Source organism: Oceanobacillus massiliensis str. N'diop (assembly GCF_000285495.1).
GTDB lineage: Bacteria > Bacillota > Bacilli > Bacillales > Amphibacillaceae > Oceanobacillus > Oceanobacillus massiliensis.
Genome location: NZ_HE610979.1, coordinates 252,990 through 273,030 on the forward strand (window position 1 = coordinate 252,990; position 20,041 = coordinate 273,030).

22 protein-coding genes and 2 pseudogenes are annotated in these 20,041 nt (G+C 40.2%); 8 read left to right on the top strand and 16 right to left on the bottom strand.

Annotation, left to right across the window (positions count from 1 at the left end; all coding sequences use genetic code 11):
- Positions 1 to 36: 36 nt before the first annotated feature.
- Entirely contained in the window at positions 37 to 1,467 is a 1,431-nt protein-coding gene (locus tag OMHG_RS14835) for an FMN-binding glutamate synthase family protein (protein ID WP_390621688.1), read from the bottom strand.
- A 157-nt stretch (positions 1,468 to 1,624) separates the two neighbouring features.
- Here OMHG_RS14835 and OMHG_RS14840 point away from each other — a divergent pair, with 157 nt between their 5' ends.
- A complete protein-coding gene (locus OMHG_RS14840; RefSeq protein WP_010651685.1) occupies positions 1,625 to 2,359 on the top strand; it encodes a YqjF family protein in 735 nt (244 codons plus the stop codon).
- Between the two features lie 20 nt (positions 2,360 to 2,379).
- Here OMHG_RS14840 and OMHG_RS14845 read toward each other — a convergent pair whose 3' ends face one another.
- From OMHG_RS14845 to OMHG_RS14860, 4 genes are read right to left on the bottom strand one after another with little or no spacing between them, the layout of a single operon-like run.
- Positions 2,380 to 2,559: a hypothetical protein gene (locus OMHG_RS14845; RefSeq protein WP_010651686.1), complete on the bottom strand. Its 180-nt coding sequence runs from the start codon at positions 2,557 to 2,559 to the stop codon at positions 2,380 to 2,382.
- On the bottom strand, positions 2,560 to 3,732 hold the full coding sequence (locus OMHG_RS14850; RefSeq protein ID WP_237566208.1) for a Ger(x)C family spore germination protein: 1,173 nt from the start codon (positions 3,730 to 3,732) through the stop codon (positions 2,560 to 2,562). It lies immediately after the preceding gene.
- Between the two features lie 2 nt (positions 3,733 to 3,734).
- Positions 3,735 to 4,838 (bottom strand): GerAB/ArcD/ProY family transporter, encoded by a 1,104-nt coding sequence (locus tag OMHG_RS14855; RefSeq protein WP_010651688.1) that lies wholly within the window; start codon positions 4,836 to 4,838, stop codon positions 3,735 to 3,737.
- Positions 4,835 to 6,394 carry a spore germination protein gene (locus OMHG_RS14860; protein ID WP_010651689.1) on the bottom strand — a complete coding sequence of 520 codons (1,560 nt, stop codon included), beginning with the start codon at positions 6,392 to 6,394 and terminating at the stop codon, positions 4,835 to 4,837. Before OMHG_RS14860 ends, OMHG_RS14855 begins: the two co-directional genes overlap by 4 nt.
- A gap of 154 nt (positions 6,395 to 6,548) precedes the next feature.
- Here OMHG_RS14860 and OMHG_RS14865 point away from each other — a divergent pair, with 154 nt between their 5' ends.
- Positions 6,549 to 7,178: a flavodoxin family protein gene (locus OMHG_RS14865; protein ID WP_010651690.1), complete on the top strand. Its 630-nt coding sequence runs from the start codon at positions 6,549 to 6,551 to the stop codon at positions 7,176 to 7,178.
- A 68-nt stretch (positions 7,179 to 7,246) separates the two neighbouring features.
- On the opposite strand, the gene OMHG_RS14870 is transcribed toward OMHG_RS14865, so the two are convergent.
- Both OMHG_RS14870 and OMHG_RS14875 read right to left on the bottom strand, forming a co-directional pair.
- Positions 7,247 to 7,552, bottom strand: a complete 306-nt coding sequence (locus OMHG_RS14870) for an AbrB/MazE/SpoVT family DNA-binding domain-containing protein (protein ID WP_161603069.1) — start codon at positions 7,550 to 7,552, stop codon at positions 7,247 to 7,249.
- 54 nt (positions 7,553 to 7,606) lie between these two features.
- On the bottom strand, positions 7,607 to 7,963 hold the full coding sequence (locus tag OMHG_RS14875) for a SpoIIAA family protein (protein WP_010651692.1): 357 nt from the start codon (positions 7,961 to 7,963) through the stop codon (positions 7,607 to 7,609).
- Between the two features lie 136 nt (positions 7,964 to 8,099).
- On the opposite strand from OMHG_RS14875, the gene OMHG_RS14880 reads away from it, so the two are divergent.
- The gene (locus tag OMHG_RS14880) at positions 8,100 to 8,774 is read left to right on the top strand and encodes a DUF421 domain-containing protein (RefSeq protein WP_010651693.1); all 675 of its coding nucleotides are present in this window, start codon (positions 8,100 to 8,102) and stop codon (positions 8,772 to 8,774) included.
- Between the two features lie 122 nt (positions 8,775 to 8,896).
- On the opposite strand, the pseudogene OMHG_RS14885 reads toward OMHG_RS14880, so the two are convergent.
- Positions 8,897 to 9,723: pseudogene (locus tag OMHG_RS14885) on the bottom strand (manganese catalase).
- 241 nt (positions 9,724 to 9,964) lie between these two features.
- Between OMHG_RS14885 and OMHG_RS19275 the strand changes: the two are divergent.
- Both OMHG_RS19275 and OMHG_RS14890 read left to right on the top strand, forming a co-directional pair.
- A complete protein-coding gene (locus OMHG_RS19275) occupies positions 9,965 to 10,096 on the top strand; it encodes a hypothetical protein (protein WP_261796353.1) in 132 nt (43 codons plus the stop codon).
- Positions 10,097 to 10,200: 104 nt separating this feature from the next.
- Positions 10,201 to 10,938 carry a YqjF family protein gene (locus OMHG_RS14890; RefSeq protein WP_010651695.1) on the top strand — a complete coding sequence of 246 codons (738 nt, stop codon included), beginning with the start codon at positions 10,201 to 10,203 and terminating at the stop codon, positions 10,936 to 10,938.
- A 53-nt stretch (positions 10,939 to 10,991) separates the two neighbouring features.
- Here OMHG_RS14890 and OMHG_RS14895 read toward each other — a convergent pair whose 3' ends face one another.
- Positions 10,992 to 11,510, bottom strand: a complete 519-nt coding sequence (locus tag OMHG_RS14895) for a methylated-DNA--[protein]-cysteine S-methyltransferase (RefSeq protein ID WP_010651696.1) — start codon at positions 11,508 to 11,510, stop codon at positions 10,992 to 10,994.
- Between the two features lie 356 nt (positions 11,511 to 11,866).
- Between OMHG_RS14895 and OMHG_RS14900 the strand changes: the two genes are divergently transcribed.
- Positions 11,867 to 12,130, top strand: coding sequence for a hypothetical protein (locus OMHG_RS14900; RefSeq protein WP_010651697.1), 264 nt, complete (start codon positions 11,867 to 11,869; stop codon positions 12,128 to 12,130).
- Positions 12,131 to 12,384: 254 nt separating this feature from the next.
- On the opposite strand, the gene OMHG_RS14905 is transcribed toward OMHG_RS14900, so the two are convergent.
- Both OMHG_RS14905 and OMHG_RS14910 read right to left on the bottom strand, forming a co-directional pair.
- Positions 12,385 to 13,707 carry a metal ABC transporter solute-binding protein, Zn/Mn family gene (locus tag OMHG_RS14905; protein WP_010651698.1) on the bottom strand — a complete coding sequence of 441 codons (1,323 nt, stop codon included), beginning with the start codon at positions 13,705 to 13,707 and terminating at the stop codon, positions 12,385 to 12,387.
- Between the two features lie 317 nt (positions 13,708 to 14,024).
- Positions 14,025 to 14,960, bottom strand: a complete 936-nt coding sequence (locus OMHG_RS14910; protein WP_010651699.1) for an NADP-dependent oxidoreductase — start codon at positions 14,958 to 14,960, stop codon at positions 14,025 to 14,027.
- Between the two features lie 193 nt (positions 14,961 to 15,153).
- On the opposite strand from OMHG_RS14910, the gene OMHG_RS14915 reads away from it, so the two are divergent.
- The gene (locus OMHG_RS14915) at positions 15,154 to 15,336 is read left to right on the top strand and encodes a hypothetical protein (RefSeq protein ID WP_010651700.1); all 183 of its coding nucleotides are present in this window, start codon (positions 15,154 to 15,156) and stop codon (positions 15,334 to 15,336) included.
- Between the two features lie 167 nt (positions 15,337 to 15,503).
- Here the strand turns inward: OMHG_RS14915 and OMHG_RS14920 are convergent, their stop codons facing one another.
- The 4 genes from OMHG_RS14920 to OMHG_RS14940 all read right to left on the bottom strand — a co-directional run bounded on the left by OMHG_RS14920 (position 15,504) and on the right by OMHG_RS14940 (position 18,979).
- On the bottom strand, positions 15,504 to 16,118 hold the full coding sequence (locus OMHG_RS14920; protein WP_010651701.1) for an HAD-IA family hydrolase: 615 nt from the start codon (positions 16,116 to 16,118) through the stop codon (positions 15,504 to 15,506).
- A 79-nt stretch (positions 16,119 to 16,197) separates the two neighbouring features.
- Positions 16,198 to 16,890, bottom strand: coding sequence for a copper homeostasis protein CutC (locus OMHG_RS14925; RefSeq protein ID WP_010651702.1), 693 nt, complete (start codon positions 16,888 to 16,890; stop codon positions 16,198 to 16,200).
- Between the two features lie 216 nt (positions 16,891 to 17,106).
- Positions 17,107 to 18,099, bottom strand: a complete 993-nt coding sequence (locus tag OMHG_RS14935) for an asparaginase (RefSeq protein ID WP_010651704.1) — start codon at positions 18,097 to 18,099, stop codon at positions 17,107 to 17,109.
- A gap of 379 nt (positions 18,100 to 18,478) precedes the next feature.
- On the bottom strand, positions 18,479 to 18,979 hold the full coding sequence (locus OMHG_RS14940) for a hypothetical protein (protein WP_147629092.1): 501 nt from the start codon (positions 18,977 to 18,979) through the stop codon (positions 18,479 to 18,481).
- A gap of 3 nt (positions 18,980 to 18,982) precedes the next feature.
- Here OMHG_RS14940 and OMHG_RS18045 point away from each other — a divergent pair.
- Positions 18,983 to 19,096: pseudogene (locus tag OMHG_RS18045) on the top strand (IS3 family transposase); the annotation flags it as partial.
- Positions 19,097 to 19,155: 59 nt separating this feature from the next.
- Here OMHG_RS18045 and OMHG_RS14945 read toward each other — a convergent pair.
- The gene (locus tag OMHG_RS14945; RefSeq protein WP_010651707.1) at positions 19,156 to 19,848 is read right to left on the bottom strand and encodes a hypothetical protein; all 693 of its coding nucleotides are present in this window, start codon (positions 19,846 to 19,848) and stop codon (positions 19,156 to 19,158) included.
- Between the last annotated feature and the right edge of the window lie 193 nt (positions 19,849 to 20,041).

A 20,041-nucleotide genomic window follows, 5' to 3' on the forward strand; every position in this document is an offset into this window, starting at 1 on the left:
GTTCCAGTCTAACACGGAGAAATAATACATACAGCTTTATGCATTCCCAGCATCATTTTGTCCCTCTTTCGCTGCTTGTTTCTGCTGACTTTCCCATGGTTTAAAGGAAAATGGGACTCCAGCCATTTTGGATGTCAGTTCATCATAGGAAATAAGATCTGTCTTGGATAATTCCTTTAGGCTCCGCTTTCCCAACGCCCTTATTCCGACCTTCATTTCTTCCATACTTGCCGAGAAAAATTTTGTTGCCGATTCGATCCCTTTTTCCCTTTCAAATTGATTATTGAATTTCCCCTCGTTCCATACGACCTGTGTAGGGGGTTCAAAAGGAAGTGGTTTTAATGACTGACTATGGGCCACCGAGAAAAGGATGGCCGAACCTATATAGACTGCATCGGCTCCCAGGGCCAGGACTTTCAGAAACTCTCCAGGTGTAAAGAGCCCTCCGGATACGATTAAGCTGATCTTTCCTTTCATTTTCCGCTTTTTCAAGTGATTGCTTGCCCGGATGACAGCATGTAATGTCGGTATGCCGAAATCATCGGCCAAAATGGGCGGAGCACCGTGTGTTGCAGCCTGCCCGCCATCAACAGCGATAACATCCACCCCCATATCAATCAACTGATCGATGTCTTCTTCCAGTTTCCCGCCTGCCCCAAGCTTTGCCCCGATTGGAACGCCGCCGGTTAAACGGCGAAGCTCTTTAACCATTTCCTTTAAATCATTTGTTGTTTGATTCGTGAAGAAATGCTCATAAATAACAGCCTCTTCGTTTTCCTTTAGCCCCATCACACTTCGGGCACGTCCGGTCAAATTCTCAGGAGAAATCTTTCCTCCCATTCCTGCCAGTGCCCCTTGACCGAATTTGATCTCAATCATATCAGCCTGCTTCAACAAGGCTTCCTCCTTCGACCAATCTGTTTTGGAAAACTGGAGGATATACTTTCCTGCTGCCTTGATTTCCTCCGGCATGACACCACCCTCCCCGGAATTAATGGCCGTTCCGGATTTTTCAGCCGCTTCTGCCAGTGCCAGTCTCACTTGTTCGCCTAGTGCTATTCCATAGGCCATCCCGCTTACTATCAAAGGTATATCAAGCTCGAGGGGTTTCTTGGCATTTGGACCGATTATTACTTTCACATCGACTTCTTCCTCCCCATCAATAGGAAAGGTCGCAACCTGGGCAGGAATAAATGTCAGCGTATCTAAATGCGGCCACTTTTTGGAGGATCCCAGCGGTCGATGAAGAACATCACCGGATTCTGCACGGAGATTATTTTCAAGGGAATTTTGCAAGCCCATATGCTTAAATCCCGGTATCATTTCAATAATGTTTTCTTGATAACTGTCAGTGAATATAATCTTGCCGACTTGCTTTACCATACGTTTTATCAACCATCGCCAGCCGACTAGCAACAATATAGACAGGAGGAACAGGAGGGAGACTATTATTAGGATCATTACCATCATGAAAGACATAACCACTCACTACCTTATCTAAGGATATTACGCTTATATTTGCCTAAAATAGACAAAACATGTTTATTCTCTATTTCTTCGTAACATACTATACGGATATTGACTTTCTAAACAGTACCGATAACTGAAAGAGTGGGAGTTATTTATGGATATCTTGAAAGAGACAATACATCGGCCATTTCCTGTGCCTTCCAAAAGGTGGATCTTGAGACAGCGTTGGAGAAACGTCTCCTTTATGCATTGGGCTGTTCAACCAAAACATTTGCGCCCTTTTATTCCTGATCGATTAACGATTGACACCTATCATAGCCAAGCTTGGATAGGCATCCTTGTATTTGACATGGAATCGATTCATTTCAGAGGGTTGCCAAAGCTTTCCCTAACACCTCGATTCTCAGAGGTTAACGTAAGAACATATGTCACCTATAACGGGGTTCCTGGAATTTATTTCCTATCAATTGATGTGGATAATTGGGCATCCAGCAAAATAGCCAAACGCTGGTACCGATTACCATATCACGATGCAGCAATAGCAAATGAACCAGCATTGCATACCTATCACTATGAAAGCATTCGCAGAAAGCAGACATATTTAAAAGCTGAAGGATCGGTGACACCTATCTCAGAAATCTATCACTCGGAAAAGAAATCACTTGATTACTGGCTTACCGAAAGATATCGTCTCTATACTGCTCAAAAATCTGCCCTTTATGAAGCAGACATCCATCATAAACCATGGCCTTTGCAAAAAGCAGAAGCTAACATCTCTCGTAATTCACATCTTTCCCGCTTAAAGATTGATGTAAATCCTTTTTCCCCAACAGTGGTCCATTTTTCACAAGGTGTGGATACACTTTTTTGGAATATCAAAAAAATATAACCGAACAATGGCAGTGAACACTAACTTGAGGGCTGATTTTGCCTTTTATCGTTGTTCCTCTCCTCTTTCTTCCACGGTGGATCCGCATCTTTATGAAGGTTTTGGTTTACCTTATAGGTTACATACGGAACAAAGTAAGCCAGGAAGAGACAAAGAAAACCAAGCTTTGTCGGTAATCTGTCCATCATCATATCCCACATCTATTTATATTCTCCTTTCTCCTCGACTCTTTTGGTATTGCCCGGTTCTCTTAGGCTCACATTTACATTGATCTCAATATCGCTCATTGAAAAATAGTTTTTCCCATAATCCCAATCGTTTCTGATTTCCTCCCATAAATCATAGTTTTTGATCCTCAGGTGATTCCCCAAATTAAGTACATCTACTTGAAGCTCGTCTTTTACCTTCTTTACAGTAGCTTCTGCAATATCTTTAATCTGGTTCTCCAGCTTTTTTTCAAATTCAGACTGATACTTATAAATATCTTTTGCACCGCCATATTCAGCTATTCGGGACTCCACTTCGATATCCACTTGAAATTGCATGTTTTCTTTATTCTCATTTTTGATTGTTATTTTGCTGTCACCATTTAAAATAGCAAATGCCATTTGGTCATCCCCCACCTCCATACTGAGGCTTCCTTCCTGATCCTGCCCCAATATGAAATTCCGTCCTTCCGCTTCTTTTCCTTCCAGGGTACCAACCATTTGGCCCGATTCCCCATTGAAGACGGCTATCCCCTTATAGTTAACTGTTTCCTTATTCAACACTTCAATGAGGGGGATGACAAAGCAACTATTCTGTAAGAGGTTTTCCTGCACATCTCCTATTCGAACCTGTTCTGTTGTCAGTAAATTGTCTCTATTCTCCAAAAGCTGACCAACGTATTCTGCAGGAAGTTTTACGTGCTCAGGTTCAACATAAAGAATATCGCTTGCCTTATCAGCAGAAATTGCAAGAAGGATCCCTCTGCGCATATTGGGATGACGCGTAAATACATCAAGAATATCTGCAAATAACTTTTCCTGTTCCGCAACCTCCTGAGATAGGACAATCAATTCCAAATGGCCTGCATCCAATTTACGGCTTGCCTGTCTCGAAATAGCGGAATTGGTCTCAAATATACTTTCACCGGTTTGGCTTAAGTTACGAAACCCTTTCCCTTCACCTCCCTGTGTTGTCGAGTTCAGACCAGCAGGGACAACTAATTGATTCGTCATTTCAAAGATTGCTTTTCCATCCTGTTCTTCTTCCATGTCAACAGCAATCCCAACAATAAATCCTCTTTCTTCAAGTTCAACCTCATCCCAGCACGCGCTCAGTATAACGAGGAGCAAAGCTAGTGTGAAAAACATACATAATAATCTTTTCATTTTCACTTATTCTTCACTCCTTTAAATTTATAGATTACCCAAAAGAGGGTGACCACAGATATGTTCAATCCCCAGCTAAGATAACTGACCAAGTTTCCGAAAGCCCCAAGTTCTGTAAAGGTTTGTGGCGTGATAGCCATCAGGTATATCACTGGTGATAATATAAAAACAATGCTTTTTTTATTTATCTTCGGAAATAGGGAATTTAATGCAAACACTGCAACATCATAGGCCATAGCAGTTGTCGTAAAGATGGCTATAATCCAAATGACAAAGAATATCGATTCCAGACGCTCAAAGAAACCACCAGGTATTTCTACCGTTTTAGCCAGCTCAATCAAAGGGAAACGTATGTTGGCAGTTGCGTCATTTCCAAAAACCGCTATACAGGTTAAATAGATGATGACATACAAGATAACGACACCACCCATTCCGAGGGCTGCCCTTCCAGGAGCCTTTTTCGGGTGTTGAACCAACGATATATAAAACAATAAAACACTGATTCCTGTATATGACAGACTGCTTTGTATGGTGCCTTGCATATATCCATGCATGTCGGTTTTAAAAAGAGGCAGGATATTTTCCACTTCTACATAACCAATCGAGAAGAATACCAGTATAGCCGTTGCTACCAGAATGATCGGCAAAAACATGGAATTTAAACGAAAAATCCCAACCCTAGAACCAGCAACAGCTTGGACTACAACCAGTAAAAAAATTAGCGCAACAATTTCAAATGGTGTTCTTTCAAATAAGTATTGATGGGATATATCGGTAATGGCACTTACCTCAAACGATGTCAGCAAAACTCCCTGCAGCGCGAATAAAAAAGTGAGAATAGCAGCAGCTGGTCTTGTAACCAATGACGATGCATAGGTGAAAAAAGACTGATGCGGAAAGTTGGAAGCCAGTTTTGCAGTGATCCAGGTAAGCATGATTGCGAGTAATCCGGAAATAACAATCGCTAACCATCCGTCCGCGGTGACCGTTTTTTCTGCAAGAATCCTCGGGAAGGGTAGAATTCCTACCGCAATCACAATCGACGGAACAGCAATCAGAATATCCCTGGTATTGATCTTTTCATCACCGTATTTGAACGTACTCATGATTGTTCCTTCCTTTGTCCTTGCTTCGTATCTATCGCCTTTTTGTCCTCAGGTTTAAGGTATTCCGGGCGCTCCGTTAACTTGGTTATTGGTGCACGAATCACGAGATCTCTCCATTCCGCAAGAAACAAAGGAGCAAATGGCGTTGAATATGGTATACCAACGCTTTTTAAATTGACAATATGAATGCTGATCATAATATAAGCAAGGATGATACCATACAATCCAAAAATGGATGCGGCCAGCATGATGCCAAATCGCAAAGCCCGAAAGGTAAGGGCAAAGCTATAGGATGGAATACTGAAACCTGCAATGGCTGTCAAGGCTGTGACAATGACCATAATTGGGCTTACTATACCAGCATTAACTGCCGCCTCCCCGATAACCAGACCTCCAACAATACCAATTGTTTGTCCAATGACCCTAGGCAGTCGGATTCCCGCTTCCTGTAAAATCTCAAAAGTGACGGCCATCAAAATCGCTTCAATCGCGCCAGGAAAAGGCACCCCTTCTCTTGAGGCAGCGATTGAAAATGCAAGCGTGCTTGGTATCATGGCCGGGTGATACGATACGAGTGCAATATAGAGCGCTGGCAAAAAGATAGCAATAAAGGCAGAAAAAAAACGCAGCAATCTTAGTAGCGATGCCGTAAACCAGCGCTGGTTATAATCTTCCATGGAATGCATTGCATCGCCAATGGAAATAGGAGCGATGAGGGTAAATGGTGTCCCATCAACCAAAATTGCGACCTTGCCCTGTACTAAGTCAAAGGATACTTTATCAGGACGTTCTGTGGTCAGCAATTGCGGGAAAGGGGATAAAAAGCTATCCTCTATCCATTGCTCAATCGAAGCCGAATCGGTGAGATAATCGATATCTACCGTTTTAAGTCTACGATTTAATTCCTCAACAATCTCTGGATTAGCTATTCCCTCTATATAACTCACAACCAATTTCTGTTTGGAACGTTTTCCTGCTTCATATGTTTTAAACCGCAAGTTAGGATCTCTTATATCACGTCGCAGCAAGGCCATATTTGTCACGATATTTTCTACAAATCCATCCCTCGGTCCACGAATTAATGTTTCAGAATCCGGCTGTTCAATCGAACGGGTCTCCCCGCCGGTTGTCCCCAACAGTAAAACAGTGTCCGTTCCATCCAGATAAAATGCCGTATTTCCATTTAAAACAGCAAAGGAGACATCATCCATCGTCTTTGCTTTCTTAACATCTGTTACGGCCAATACTTCCTTATATATTTTATCGAGTACATTCGTATCAAATTGCTTTAGATTGAGCTGAATTGCTTTTAAAATATTATTGTTAATCAAATTCTCATCCGATATTCCTTTTATATAAATAATCGCTGCTCTTGTTTCAATGCCACCAATCAGTATTTCACGCTCGATCAAGTCACCCGGTCCACCAAGCATTTGCTTCATATTTTTTAAGTTTTTATCGATATTTTTGGAGATTTCCGTGGTGAATTCCGTTTCTTCCGGGGATTGATTGCTCTGTTTCTTCCGCTTCATTCGATTGAAAAGAGATCTTGCCATAAGTCATATCCCCCTTAAATACGATAGATTCTTTCTTTACTTTCCCAAGTCAGGGAATTTTTATACAGACGAATCTGGATGTGATGCGCCATGCATATTTTTGTGAAATTAAGGGTAGTGACATTATATAGAAGCGTTTAAAGGGAGTGTTCTTATGAAAAATCTAAAAGCCGTAATACTGAATTGTTCGTTAAAGAAATCCAGTGAACCATCAAATACGGATGCACTGCTGAAAGAATTTATTCAAGTGTTTGACAGCAAGCACATGAAATCAGAAGTGATTCGAGTAGCCGATTATCAGGTTGCTTATGGAATCAGTGCGGATATGGGGGATGGTGATGAATGGCCGAAGATCCTGGATAAGATTAAGCATTCAGATATAGTAATCCTCGCATCACCAGTATGGCTCGGTGAAAAAAGCAGTATTTCCAAAAAAGTATTGGAACGCTTAAACGGTTCCAGCAGCGAAACCAATGAAAAGGGCCAGCCTATTTTTTATAATAAAGCAGCCGGAGCAGTAGTCACCGGAAATGAAGACGGTGCGAAAAATGCAGCAGGTGATTTGATATTCGGGCTTGCGCAGCTCGGATTTGCCATTCCGCCAAATCCGATTGCATATTGGGTCGGTGATGCCGGACCAGGACCTTCCTATATCGAAGCAAAAGGATATAAAAATGAATTCACCCTATCGAATGCGCAGATGGCAAGTCATAATTTGATTCACTTTGCTGAAATGCTGCAGAAACACCCCATTCCAACAGAAGGCAATGCATCAGAAGAATAGCAATTCAAACAAAGTCCCGCACTGGATGTAAACCGTGCGGGACTTTGTTTTTTCCATATTCGTGCCTGTTACGCAGGCGTCAAGACAAAAGCTTTCTCTTCCGGCTCCACATATAAGCATAGCTCCGTATCCATGTTTATATTCAGTATTTTTCGAAACTCTGCTGGTATTGCTACCGTACCATGCGGCGAAATATAACGCTGATTCTCTGTGTCATTTTGTAGGTGACTTATCCAGATTTCCCTTTTCTGCAAACGGATTTCGACCAATTCTCCACAATCAAAGCCAAGTTCTGATCTCCACTTTTTCGGCAGATTAATTAAACCATATTTATTGATGGGTCTACATTTTTCCAGGGAATGCATCTTACTCACCTCTATTACTCTATATACCATCTAATATACCATCTCATGAAGAAAGAAAACCTATTATTCTTTAATCCAGTTCCAGGCCTCCTCCACTTGATCCACCTCAAAGTATTCTACCGTAATACCCGGTAAATAATCACCAAGTTTTGCAGAAACTTTCATCAGATTCTTATCGCTGACAACGGCGAATTTCCTGAATTGCCCCCATCGCTTCGCATCAAATTTACTTCCCTCTGTTATTCCTTGGAAGGTAGTACCGCCAACATCCAAAAAGATGGCAAGAATATTGAACGGGGTATCGTCACCAAATTCCTTTTTTACATATTGTTCAAGGTTCTCGGCATCTTCTTTCGTTACTTTCCCTCTAACCTGCACTGCAATCGTTGAAGGTTCCCTGCTAGGTAAAAACTGGAACATAACCGCTTCCTCCTCTTCTAGAATGTCTTGTTAAAATATTCCCCTTGCCAAAGGAAATAAAACTATCGGTTATCCTCAGTGATTCGAAGATGCGGATTACGGGTAACTAGAAGAACATAGAGAAGGAGGAAAATAAATGGAGACTTCCATAACGATCAAAATAGTTCTGGGACTGTTGGCATTGCTTGTCGTTGTCCGCTTACTTGGAAAGAAGGAATTATCACAGATAACCCCAATTGACTTTATCTACCTATTGGTTCTCGGAGGGCTGCTTGAGGAATCGGTTTATGATGACCTCGTAACTGTCTGGGAAGTTCTTTATGCCATCGCATTATGGGCAGTCTTAGTCCTGGTCCTGGAAATGCTTGTACGGAAATTCGAAAAACTGAGACCCGTATTGAAAGGAGAGCCATCCATTATTATAAAGAATGGAACATTCGATATAAAAGAGATCAAGAAAAACAAACTGGAAGCTGAACAGCTACGAACACTTCTTCGGCAACAGGGGGTATTTTCGGTGAACGAAGTAAAATACGCAATTCTTGAACCGGGCGGACAATTAAGTATTATGAAAACAGAATCTTCTTCGGCTGCGACTGCCGGCATGCTGAATATCGAACCCGCTCCTTCATCCTTCTCACACTTATTGATTGATGAAGGCAAAATTGAAAACCATGTACTCAAAAATATTGGAAAAGATAAGACCTGGTTAATCCAGGAGCTTGCTAAATTAGGCTACCACGACATAGAACACATCTTTTACGCCGAGTGGTCCGAAGAACATGGGTTTATTGTCCAATTGGATGAATAAATTCTCCGATAAATATCATAAAAGGGATTGCCCGATATATTTGGGCAATCCCTTTTATGGTTGTCATACTTAAGCTCTTCTTTTGTAATTCCATAAGGCAAGAGGCAAACAATTGATTCCTCTTATTTAGGATCCAATGGAGGTGTGCTGTGCATATGCGGAGGTGCGGGATTCAATACCGGTTTTTCCGCGTATGCAGATGGCTTGCTAACATATCAAACGTTCCAATTCCATCTGGTGCCTCTTGTCCAATCCAAGACATCTTCTCACTGTCATTGCCTTCTGAGAAGTTGATCAATTGATGAGAGAATTCAGTTGCTTCCCATTCTTTCGGAACCGAGGATGGAGCAATAACACCTTCAACTTCTTCCAATTCTTTAATTGCTGCCAGCCACTGGTTTTGATGCATCGTATCGCGAGCCAACAGGAATGAGAGCATTTCCTTCACACCTGGATCATCGGTCATCTCGTAAAGTCTGGCAACCTGCAGCCTTCCTTGTGATTCAGCATTCAGATTAGCGCGGAAGTCTGCCAGCAGGTTCCCACTAGCCACAACGTAGCCGGCACTCCATGGTACACCGACACTATTTTCCGGCATGGCGCCAAGTCCTGAAACGATAGCATGATGTGGATTCATATCACCCATAATCGCTTCAACTGCTGGATCTTTGGCTGCTGCCTCCTGTTCCTGTACAGGGGCTTTATCAAGCAGCCTTGCAATCATTGTGGCGATCATCTCCACATGGCCGATCTCTTCTGCACCCGTATCCAGGATTAAATCTTTATATTTTTCATTTCCTCTTGTATTCCAGCCCTGAAACATATATTGCATCGCAACGGACATTTCACCATACTGTCCGCCGAGGATTTCCTGTAATTTTTTCGCAAAGACGGGATCCGGCTTTTCTGGTTTAGCATGAAACTGAAGTTCTTTTTTGTGAATGAACATTGTATCACCTTCCATTAAACAAGATTTTAGTACCCTTTGCTTAAGTTACAATTTCCTGCCTTTGATTCATTCTGCTCTTATCTTGTCTCCTTCCAGTTACTATCGTTAACTTCCGCGGAACTAATATGTATATACCCATGGCAAATGGTTTAAAACATATGGAATTAAATGTTTGTTATCGGCTAAAAACGGATATTTACCTATATAAAACAATTATAATTTTAAATTGGGGGTGTTGTGGATGTCTGATGATAAGAATAAGAAGAAAGACGAGCATAATCAAGATTCACCCGAACAGAATCAGAAGAAGAAAGATCCCGATTTGGATATTAGCCCTCAGAGGGAAAATGTTTCCAAATCAAAGCAGAAATAACAGCAACCATTTAAGAAAATCTCATAAGCAACATAAAGGTCCAGGTATGATAACCTGGACCTTCGTTATAATAAGAGTAGAAATAAAGCTAAGGAGGGAGAGACATGTATAAAGATATTCTTAACCGTATCGAGCATCGTGACCATCCATTACCAGCCGGTCCTTGGCTGATGACCCAAAGATGGGATCACTTATTGTTCATGCATCTCCCTGTTTCCAAAAATATCATGAAATCTCTAATTCCTGAAGGTCTTGAGCTGGATACCTATAATGATAAAGCCTGGATAACCATCATCCCGTTTAAAGTAAATAATATGCGGCTTCGAAAAGTGCCGCCAGTTCCGTTCATGAATTCCTATCTGGAGCTGAACGTCCGAACGTATGTAATAAAAAACGGGCTTCCCGGCATTTACTTTTTCAGTCTGGATGCCAATATGCTTTCTGCTGTTCTAGGAGCACGAGTCGGGACGATTCCCTATTTTTATGCAAAGATGAGCATGAAAAGAATGGGAAGTACTTATCATTATAATTCTAGAAGACGAGGAAGTTCAAAAGCCGTGTTTAAAGGTTCCTATCGCCCCCTCTCTGCTCCTGCTCAACCGAAAAAACACAGTTTAAGTTACTGGCTGCTGGAAAGATATTTCATGTGGTCCCATCGCGGCAAGCAATTATACCGTGTTGGCATCCATCATCTGCAATGGGAGGTTATGGATGTTGAGGTAACGATTGAGAAGCAGGAAATGATGCCATTTCTACCTGCAGAAGCGGTGATTGGAAATCCTATTTTTCATTACGCACATTCTAAACGTGTTCTCTTTTGGCCAATCAAAAAGGAGGATTAAAGCAGGGCAGATGCAGGCTTAACTTCTAGAGAATAGTATAGAAGATTGCACTCTCATTTTGATGATTGTTCGAGTTCGAGCAAACTGCTTTTCATCGATATACCTCCCCGGTAACCTGCCATTTTGCCGTTTTTGCTGATGACCCGGTGACAAGGAATAACGATCATCACCGCATTAGAACCGATAGCTGTCGCAACAGCCCGAACAGAAGATGGTCTGTCAATCTTCTCAGCTATTTCTGAGTAGGTTGCCGTGTGCCCATAAGGAATCTCTTTTAATTCATTCCATACTTCCCTTTGGAATGGTGTACCCGCTATATCGATAGGCAAATCAAATCGCTCGCGTTCTCCTTTTAAATATTGCTCCAGCTGCAGCTTATATATCGAAAGTTTGTCCGTATCTTCTATCAATTCAGCTACATGCCTGTGTTTACGCATCCACTGCTCGACTTCTTCCAATCCCTGATTCGCCGAGCCAACGAAACAAAGCCCATCATCTGTTGCAGCAATGTAGATATTCCAATTATTCGTAGATATACAATCAAAGTAAATGTATCTGGTATTTTTATTCATATGAATACCCCGCTTTTCACCATATATTAAAATAACGATACTATAATAGTAAACTATGATTGATTGAATTGGTAATGAAAAATTAATACGGGAAAATGGAGGGACAGCTTTGAGTCCCCTAAATTGACATATTCTTTCCATACCACACTCTTCATTACCGATTGTGTTGAATTCCTTCTAAAATAGGTCAGTGCCCCATACATAGGTTGATATCCATACATAACATGAATTAATGGAGGACTTAAACACAGCATCCAGTATGCGCCAAAGATAAAAGTGAAAAGCTGGGTTGGAAACAATGGCTGTTGTGTATTAGCCGCCTTCATAAATTATGCTTTAACTGGAGGTATTACGGAATGGAACCTAATTATATATATATGCAAAATGATCAATTCGTTTATCCTGATGACATGCGCAGACCGCACGGGGGTTATGGATTTGCTTGGCCGTTACTTGGGGGGATTGCTGGCGGTCTATTGGCTGGTGCTTTAATCACTCCGCATGGATATGGCTATGGGTATGGACCACCAGGCTATGGTTATCCTTCTTATGGTTACGGGGGTTATGGGGCTTACGGTAATCCTTATAGCTACGGATATGGCTTTCCGTTCGGTTACTGACAAAACATTTGATAGAACAAATGTCAAAATAATAAAAAGGACGCAATTATTTTGACCCATAATTGCGTCCTTAAAAACATGGTTATCTTTTATGTTTCCTGATACCCTGCTGCAAATTGGTAATAAATTTCTGTTCTTGATTATGATTATATTGCCAGAATGATTATTTCCTGGACGACCTAATCAGAGGAGACAGGCAATGAAATTATTCTCCCTGCACCCAATAGACTATCTTGAAAGCAGTATATAACCTGTTATTTCGTTGCTTTATCAAGAACCTCCAGATTGTAATCCATTAGAGAAAGATAGTCTTCATGATTATCGATATCCTCATCTGTTAGCACAGATAAATTATGAATGGTCAGGGCTTCAGCACCAATTTGCTCCTGAATGATGTCGGATACGCGATTTGTAGTATTTTGTTCATACAGAATATAATCCAGGTTATACTCCTCCGCTAGATCAATGACTTCGACCAGTTCTTTTTGCGAAGGTTCACTGCTTGAAGATAATCCGCTAATCGCTATCTGTTTTATGCCATAACGTTCTTCCCAGTAACCAAACGCTGCGTGTGCAACAAGAATATGCTTGTTTTCTTTTGCTTCCAATACTTCTGAGAAACGTTCATCTAATGCGGTTAACTCTGCTTCCAATGATTTGAAGTTTTCATTGTACGTAGCTTCTTCATCAGGATTCAGCTCGATAAGCTCCTCTTTAACAATTTCCGCAACTTCAATCATACGGATTGGATCTAGCCAAATATGTGGATCTTGATCACCATGATTATGTCCATCATGGGAATGTTCTCCATGGTCATCCGCCTCGTGCTCCGCATGTTCTTCTTCACCATGGTCCTCAACTATTATTTCTACCGCTTCCGACTCAGCAATTATATTATGGTCATCGTCAAAAAGGGTGGCTTTTATCTGCTGACCTGATGTATCGGCTTGGCCTTCATAGTGATTGGTACCTTGATCTGGAACTGTCTCCCATTCTGTTTCATTCGGTTCCAATGTATACCAGTGCCAGTGTTCATGAGTAGTTTCCTCACTTAGGACTGCTGTTAGTTGAACAGCATCATCACTATGATAATGATCGGATAGTCCTTCTATTTTAATAGATTCATGGTTTTCTGCTTCTTCGCCTTCATGTTCATAGGCCTCTTCACCTTCATGGTCATGCGCTTCTTTATAGTCGTGGAAAAGTTCCTCGCGCTTTCCAATTTCTAACAATTTTACATCCTGGGATGCAAGTGCATCAGCAGCACTTTCAGCAAAAGCTTCCATTCCTGCTCCCAAATAAATAAATGCGTCACTTTCTGCGATTGCAGTCATATCTTTTGAAGTAGGTTCGTATGTATGTGCATCCCCGCCTGGCGGATATACGGTTTCCACATTGACTGTTTCTCCGCCAATTCTTTCAGCAGCAAACTGTAACGGATAAATGGTTGTATATAAAGATAGTTTTTCATCCGTACTTCCTTCCGCTGCTTGACTGGAACCTTTGGTCGATGGTGAACATCCTGCAATAATAAACCCCATTACAAATAAAACGATGAATGCTTTGGTAATTCTCATTTTCTCTCCTCCTATACAATATTATTTATTTAACATTCATCATCATATCGAAATGATTACGATTTGTAAACAGTAATCATTACGATTTATTAGATATTTGTTTATGGATCACTTCTCTATCCGCTGTTCTCGGGCTAGCGCAAGCCCCCATAAATACAGGAAAATCTTTGAAATTGCATGCTAAAAAGGATGCTTTTAAAAGTCAATAAATACTTTTAAAAGCATCCTCAAGCTAAAATAGCATATAGGCTCCTAATAAATTCTTTGTGATATTGTCGGTGCTATCAAATAGGCGAAAACCGGATAACGAAATTTGCCTATTTCATACGAATAACTATTTTGCCATGAGCATGATGGGTTTCACTTAAGGCATGTGCTTCCTGAAGAGAGCTTTCACTAAAAGGGAAGACTTTCCCAATAACGGGCTTTAATTTCCCTTGATTATATATGTCTGCCAATTCCTGCAATTGCTCTCCCTTTGGCTCCAGCCATAAGAATCCAGCTTTTACCTTATATCTTTCCAGGTTTTCTTCAGAAGGTGGCTGTGCAATGGAAACAAGTCTTCCATTTTCCTTTAGTACTTGGAAGCTTTTTGCTTGAACTTCCCCACCAATTGAATCCAGGACAATATCAAAGTCCCGAACTACAGTTTCAAAAGCTTCCGTTTTATAATGGATAACCTGGTCAGCACCAAGGGATTTTAGTGTCTCTTCATTTTCTTCACTGGCAGTCGTGGCAACATATGCACCAAAATACTTTGCGATCTGGATAGCGAAGGTTCCCACTCCGCCTGCTCCAGCGTGAATCAGTACTTTATCACCTTTTTTGATTTTGCAAAAATCAACCAGGCACTGCCATGCGGTTAATCCTGCCAAAGGAATCGATGCAGCTTCTTCAAATCCCATATTTTCAGGCATTTTCGCAAGCAGGTTTTGATCAACCGGGACAAATTCTGCGTAAGTACCTTGCCTTGTTGTCGCCGGACGTGCAAATACCCTGTCACCAACCTTGAATTCAGAGACATTCTTACCTGTTTCCGTGATTATGCCTGCTGCATCCCAACCCAGAATAATTGGAAATTCAAATGGAAGCATCTCTTGCAAATGCCCCTCCCGCAGTTTCCAATCAATTGGATTTATCGAAGTAGCATGAATTTCAACCAATACTTGATCATCTGTGATAGACGGCCGCTCTATTTCTCTTTCTTTTAATTGTTTTCTTCCTCCATATTGATCAATAATGACTGCTTTCATCCTTTAACCTCCTCTAGTTGTATCATTTATTATAAAGCATCGTGGGAAATTTATCCTTTTATAAAACTGCGGTGCTTCTCCTCACCTTTAATTGCTCAATTGTGAAACTTTAATTCCCTTAATTCGTACATAAGGTATAACAAAATCATGTTTAGTATCGTTCAGAAAAGTATCAAATAAGGAGGTATGAAATATGTCTACAGATGTTATTACGATAGTAGCTATAGCTTCTATGGTTATATGGATTATGGTGTCTCGGGAGATTGTAAAACCTTCAAAAGAAAAGAATAGGAAAAAAATGATAACTTTAATGTCTGCGGGTTCCTTATCAACACTAATACTAACCATTTCGCTTTTCCAAAATATCCAGTTCTAAAATTCATTTAAAACAGGCTTAGGCAGAAATAGAAGGTTTGTGTATGCAGGATTAAATGATAAATAATAGGGAGTCGTCAAGGCATAACCTTCTTTACTCCTCCCTATTAGCTATAAATCAGATATTGTTCAATACTGTATAGTCTTTCCTAATTCATTTTTGAGGCATTAAACAATTGAATATAATTTCTGGAAGTCATTAATTATGTAATCAGAATTATTATTTGGCTCATTCTTTTCGGCAAAATAGCAAGCACTTATTCCCGCACTTTTGCCTGATAATAAATCTAAATCTCTATCGCCAATCATGATAGCCTCTGATGGCTTGATAGTATGTTTTTGAATAATGTATTTAATGGCGGCAGGACTTGGTTTCCTTTCAAATCTTTGCTTCGAAGTTATAAAATCGGAGAAATAACGATACAAATCATATTTTTTTAGCAGTTCGATGGACGACTCCCCTCGATGGGTAAATAAATAATTATATCTACCTGTGGAATGAATGAATTCACAAATATCTAAAATCCCTTTATATGGTTTGGCAGATTCTAATTCTATCTCTCTTTTCTTTTTCTTGAAACCTGCTATAAAATCTGCGTTAATATCATACTTCTCCTCATAGTATTGAAGAGCATAGCCTGAAGAAACCCTCATCCGCTTCTCGATATTCTCTAACGGTTCTTCTATTCCATTAACTTGCAGACACTCTTTGAATACGTTCGCCATCACGGGATAAGTATCAAATAGAGTGCCATCAAAATCCCAAATTATATGTTTATACATACTAATTATTCCCTCCTCATTCGCAGTATCGTAATATTCAGTTTACCCTACTCAAAAATAAAAGAGGGAAAGCTTGGACCTAGCAATCGGATAGGATACTCTTAATTGATTCAATTACCTCTTTATCATATCCTTCTTCAAATGACTGGTGCTTTCTGACTCCACTTCCGAAATGGTATTCATCCACTTGCAATGCCTGATGCAGCTCTTTTATATTTTCTAGTTTCACACCACTCCCCGGCAGGATGTGCGGACCATTTAGCTCACGTTGTAATTGAACTAAGTTGCGAAGGGATTCGATGCCCGCCATACAAGTATCTGCCCCGCCAGAAGTTAATACTCTCTTAATATTATTGCGATAAGCCATGAGTGTTCGATATCCCTCCAGTTGATCTTCCACTTCATCAAACGCACGATGAAACGTCACATCCAGATTAGGAAACTCCCTGAATATATCATCAAGAAAATCTGTATCTATTTTTTTATTCTGTTCAAGCGCACCTATCACAATTCGGTAATGTCCCATATCATATAATGAGGCGATATCTTCCTTCATAGCTTCCTTTTCTTGTGTGTTATATATAAAACCGTAGCTGTGAGGTCTAATCATGATTTGTACTGGAATCTGTACCGCTTCTATCGTTTTTTTGATTGTTCCATACGAGGGAGTCAAACCACCTAATTGAATTGCCGATACTAGCTCTATCCTCGATGCTCCGATCTCTTCAGCAGCTATTACATCTTTTTCATTTTCTGCTATACATTCAATCATTCTTAATCTCCTCTCTGGTTATACCATTATGTATCGGGCCCCGATGCTCTCCATCAGAATAAGGAAAAAATCTTAAAGTATTTTCATTCCAATGTGAATCCATTTTGTCATGGAAAACGCTCTTTACCTTCTCCATTTTCAACAATTGGTTTACAGCATCCAATGTAAATAGTAACATACGAGCTTCCAGAAGGTTTTTTTAATATATATAATCTCCTACAGAAATACTTTTGTTTCCCCGACTGCTTCTCCTGCATCACTACATATTATTGAGGATCGCAATTGGTAAAGACTTTCAATTGTTTTTTGGTTTCGATAGTTGATTTTTTCTAGAATTTCGGCGACAATCAATGGCCAAAGCAATTCTGTACCACTAAACACCTTCAACGCGATACTGATTTTCTCTTCTTTTAAAGCCAAGCAGTATACCCCTTGTGCGCCGCCTTTTGCAATAATGTTATTATCTTTTAATAATACAGTGCAGATAAAGTCATGAGACGCCACTATTTCCGGATTTGCCTGCATGGTATTGGATATACGGTTTAAGATGTCTCTTTTGTTCATATCTGGGACCAGCTCCGGATTTACAAACTTCAGATAGGATAGAGCCATGTTCCTTAGCGGGACCCCGTAAACAGGCACTCCACAGCCATCCTTGCCTACAGCCATCTTTTCTTTTGGGTATTCACTTAATCGCTCAACCTCTTCTCTGATACGCTCTTGAAGAGGATGACCCACTTCCCCGTAATCATCTGTTTTTAGACCTTTCTCTCTTGCATAAGCCAAAAAGCCAAGGTGCTTGCCGGAACAGTTATGCATTAATTTTCGTTTCTTTTTGCCTGCACAGATATAGTCAATTTTAGGTTGTTCGTTCAATGGATAGCTTTTCCCGCAAATGAGGGATTCCTCTTGCAGTCCTAATTTCTGTATCAATGAACTTAAGCTTTTCTGATGATAGCTTTCTCCACGCTGTGATGCACAGAATAAAGCCATTTCATCACTGGTAAGGTTATACTTTCTTTCAATATCGGTATCAAATACGGGGATTGCTTGGATTGGCTTCATGGCTGATCGGTAGAAAACAGGAGTATTCTCTGTCTCTCCCTTTGAATAAATGACCTGTTTATTCCCATCCAATATACAAATAGCACCTTCATGCCTGTTTTCCAAATATCCCCCTCGGTATTCTTCTGCAATAATTGTATGCATTAGTTTCCCCCTTCTAACAATGGCTGACTTAATTTTAGCATAATTCTACTTGGGCTGTTTCTTATGGATTGCTAATCCTAAACCCGTACTCTGCTTTTAGAATAACCCAGACTTCCCTATCGATTCTTTGATTATGAAAGTATTATTCATTCGGAATATGCCCCACTTTTTTAAATCCGGTCCTTTTAATAAGCTCTAAATTTCCCAATCTAATTTTTTAAGATAATAAAAAGGATAATCTGGATTAAAATAAATCAGCTCATTCAAAACCCAATTCCATTTTAAGAGAGATTTGTGAGTTTTGCGCGATACCCTACTAACATCCCTGTTTTTTCAGGCGTTTCTATCATTCCCATTATGACCCTCTTTCACTTAGAATTTATTCACCAAAACGATTTGGCTGCTCTGTTTGTACAATCTCAGCTTCGTTATGTACATGCCCTTCATCGATCGCCTTATGGTAATAAACAAGAGCAGGTTTTTTCTCATCAGACTCCAACATTGATTCAAGTTGTCCTTCTGGTTCGAAACCAGACTTCCGGAAGATATCTTGATAGATATCATCATCTCCGAAGCAATGTGCAGTTAGCTTGACAACATGATTTCTCATTGTGAAGCTGTCGATGATTTCACCTAGAATTGATACATTTAATTCCTTATCAATAGTGTTGGACAGTCGGTAATACAGTTTATAATGTCCAGCAGCGTCCATAATGACTTCAAATTCCACTAAGCCAATAACCTGCTTATTGTACTGGATAAGAACCATATCGTCTTCATTTATTAATTTCTCAACTTCTTCCTCCTTTAAGTAGTTAGGCAGTTCCGTCTGATAACTGAAATCCGCTTCTTCAAAAAGTGATAGTACTTGCTTTAGCACTGTGAGCAAGCTAAACAAATGATTACAAAATACATTCATTTTTACAATACCGAACGATTACAGGAAAAACAAAACGGCCTTTCCCCGATAGAATATCAGGAAAAAGCCGCAGCATAAGTTACTCTTTTTTTAGTTGTCTACTTGACAGGGTTCAGTGCACAACGCCACTTTTTTTATCAATCCAGTTCAATTTTTTCAATGTACTCAATGATTTTTTCATTGGTAAATGCTTCAATTTCCACTTTCTCTGTCTCTTTGGCAATACGTTCCGTGGATTCTTTTATCTCATCTTTATTATCTTCACCATCCAGCCTCTCATTCCAACGTACAGGTACTTTATAAACATTGATGGTACCATCCCCATTCCCGCTGTAAGTAACAGCTCCATCTACTATGCGGGTACCCTTCAGCATAATTACATCTTCAGGATAGACAGCACTTACGTCTTCGTGCTTAGGATTAAGCGGCGTACCAGCAGACTTCTCTATAACATACAATTTATCTATGTCCGGATTTGGACCTAGTTGGTGCCAGATTCTTGCATATTCAATTTCTTCGGAGGAGTATTTCGATAAATCAACATCTTTATCTGTAGATTCATCCTCACTTTCTAAGGAGTCCTTATTGGATTCATCGTTTTCTGGTTCGTTTGACGAATCACTACTAGACATCTCATCCTCTGCGTTCTCTGTGTCCGTTGTAGACGCCGATGTATCTTCTTCCAAGTCTCCATTTTCATTTTCATCTTCATCCACAACTGATGGATTCTCAGCCGTTTCATCGCTCTCCGATTTTTGACACCCTATTAAAACAAAAACCATCAAAAGCAGAGCTGAACTATACAACAGGAATTTGAATTTTTTATTCAACCTATCCACCCCTTCGTTCTTTTTAAAACAATATGTATTAGACTAAATCAACCCGCCACGTATACTAACATTAATACTAATGTCTATAATCCAAAAAAACAAGATAACCGAAAGTGTTTCTCTCGCAAACAGTTCCGTGTGCTGTATCTTTTGAATGCGGTAGTCATGCACCTTTTGGGTAAGGTATGACACA

What these genes read in the sequence shown, in the direction of transcription:
- OMHG_RS14835 (WP_390621688.1), bottom strand. Translation starts at nt 1,467, where the DNA reads ATGGTAATGATCCTAATAATAGTCTCCCTCCTGTTCCTCCTGTCTATA.
- OMHG_RS14905 (WP_010651698.1), bottom strand. Translation starts at nt 13,707, where the DNA reads ATGAGAATTACCAAAGCATTCATCGTTTTATTTGTAATGGGGTTTATT.
- OMHG_RS14890 (WP_010651695.1), top strand. Translation starts at nt 10,201, where the DNA reads ATGTATAAAGATATTCTTAACCGTATCGAGCATCGTGACCATCCATTA.
- OMHG_RS14915 (WP_010651700.1), top strand. Translation starts at nt 15,154, where the DNA reads ATGTCTACAGATGTTATTACGATAGTAGCTATAGCTTCTATGGTTATA.
- OMHG_RS14920 (WP_010651701.1), bottom strand. Translation starts at nt 16,118, where the DNA reads ATGTATAAACATATAATTTGGGATTTTGATGGCACTCTATTTGATACT.
- OMHG_RS14845 (WP_010651686.1), bottom strand. Translation starts at nt 2,559, where the DNA reads ATGTGGGATATGATGATGGACAGATTACCGACAAAGCTTGGTTTTCTT.
- OMHG_RS14840 (WP_010651685.1), top strand. Translation starts at nt 1,625, where the DNA reads ATGGATATCTTGAAAGAGACAATACATCGGCCATTTCCTGTGCCTTCC.
- OMHG_RS14850 (WP_237566208.1), bottom strand. Translation starts at nt 3,732, where the DNA reads ATGAAAAGATTATTATGTATGTTTTTCACACTAGCTTTGCTCCTCGTT.
- OMHG_RS14925 (WP_010651702.1), bottom strand. Translation starts at nt 16,890, where the DNA reads ATGATTGAATGTATAGCAGAAAATGAAAAAGATGTAATAGCTGCTGAA.
- OMHG_RS14875 (WP_010651692.1), bottom strand. Translation starts at nt 7,963, where the DNA reads ATGTTCCAGTTTTTACCTAGCAGGGAACCTTCAACGATTGCAGTGCAG.
- OMHG_RS14900 (WP_010651697.1), top strand. Translation starts at nt 11,867, where the DNA reads ATGGAACCTAATTATATATATATGCAAAATGATCAATTCGTTTATCCT.
- OMHG_RS14865 (WP_010651690.1), top strand. Translation starts at nt 6,549, where the DNA reads ATGAAAAATCTAAAAGCCGTAATACTGAATTGTTCGTTAAAGAAATCC.
- OMHG_RS14935 (WP_010651704.1), bottom strand. Translation starts at nt 18,099, where the DNA reads ATGCATACAATTATTGCAGAAGAATACCGAGGGGGATATTTGGAAAAC.
- OMHG_RS14895 (WP_010651696.1), bottom strand. Translation starts at nt 11,510, where the DNA reads ATGAATAAAAATACCAGATACATTTACTTTGATTGTATATCTACGAAT.
- OMHG_RS19275 (WP_261796353.1), top strand. Translation starts at nt 9,965, where the DNA reads ATGTCTGATGATAAGAATAAGAAGAAAGACGAGCATAATCAAGATTCA.
- OMHG_RS14880 (WP_010651693.1), top strand. Translation starts at nt 8,100, where the DNA reads ATGGAGACTTCCATAACGATCAAAATAGTTCTGGGACTGTTGGCATTG.
- OMHG_RS14860 (WP_010651689.1), bottom strand. Translation starts at nt 6,394, where the DNA reads ATGGCAAGATCTCTTTTCAATCGAATGAAGCGGAAGAAACAGAGCAAT.
- OMHG_RS14910 (WP_010651699.1), bottom strand. Translation starts at nt 14,960, where the DNA reads ATGAAAGCAGTCATTATTGATCAATATGGAGGAAGAAAACAATTAAAA.
- OMHG_RS14855 (WP_010651688.1), bottom strand. Translation starts at nt 4,838, where the DNA reads ATGAGTACGTTCAAATACGGTGATGAAAAGATCAATACCAGGGATATT.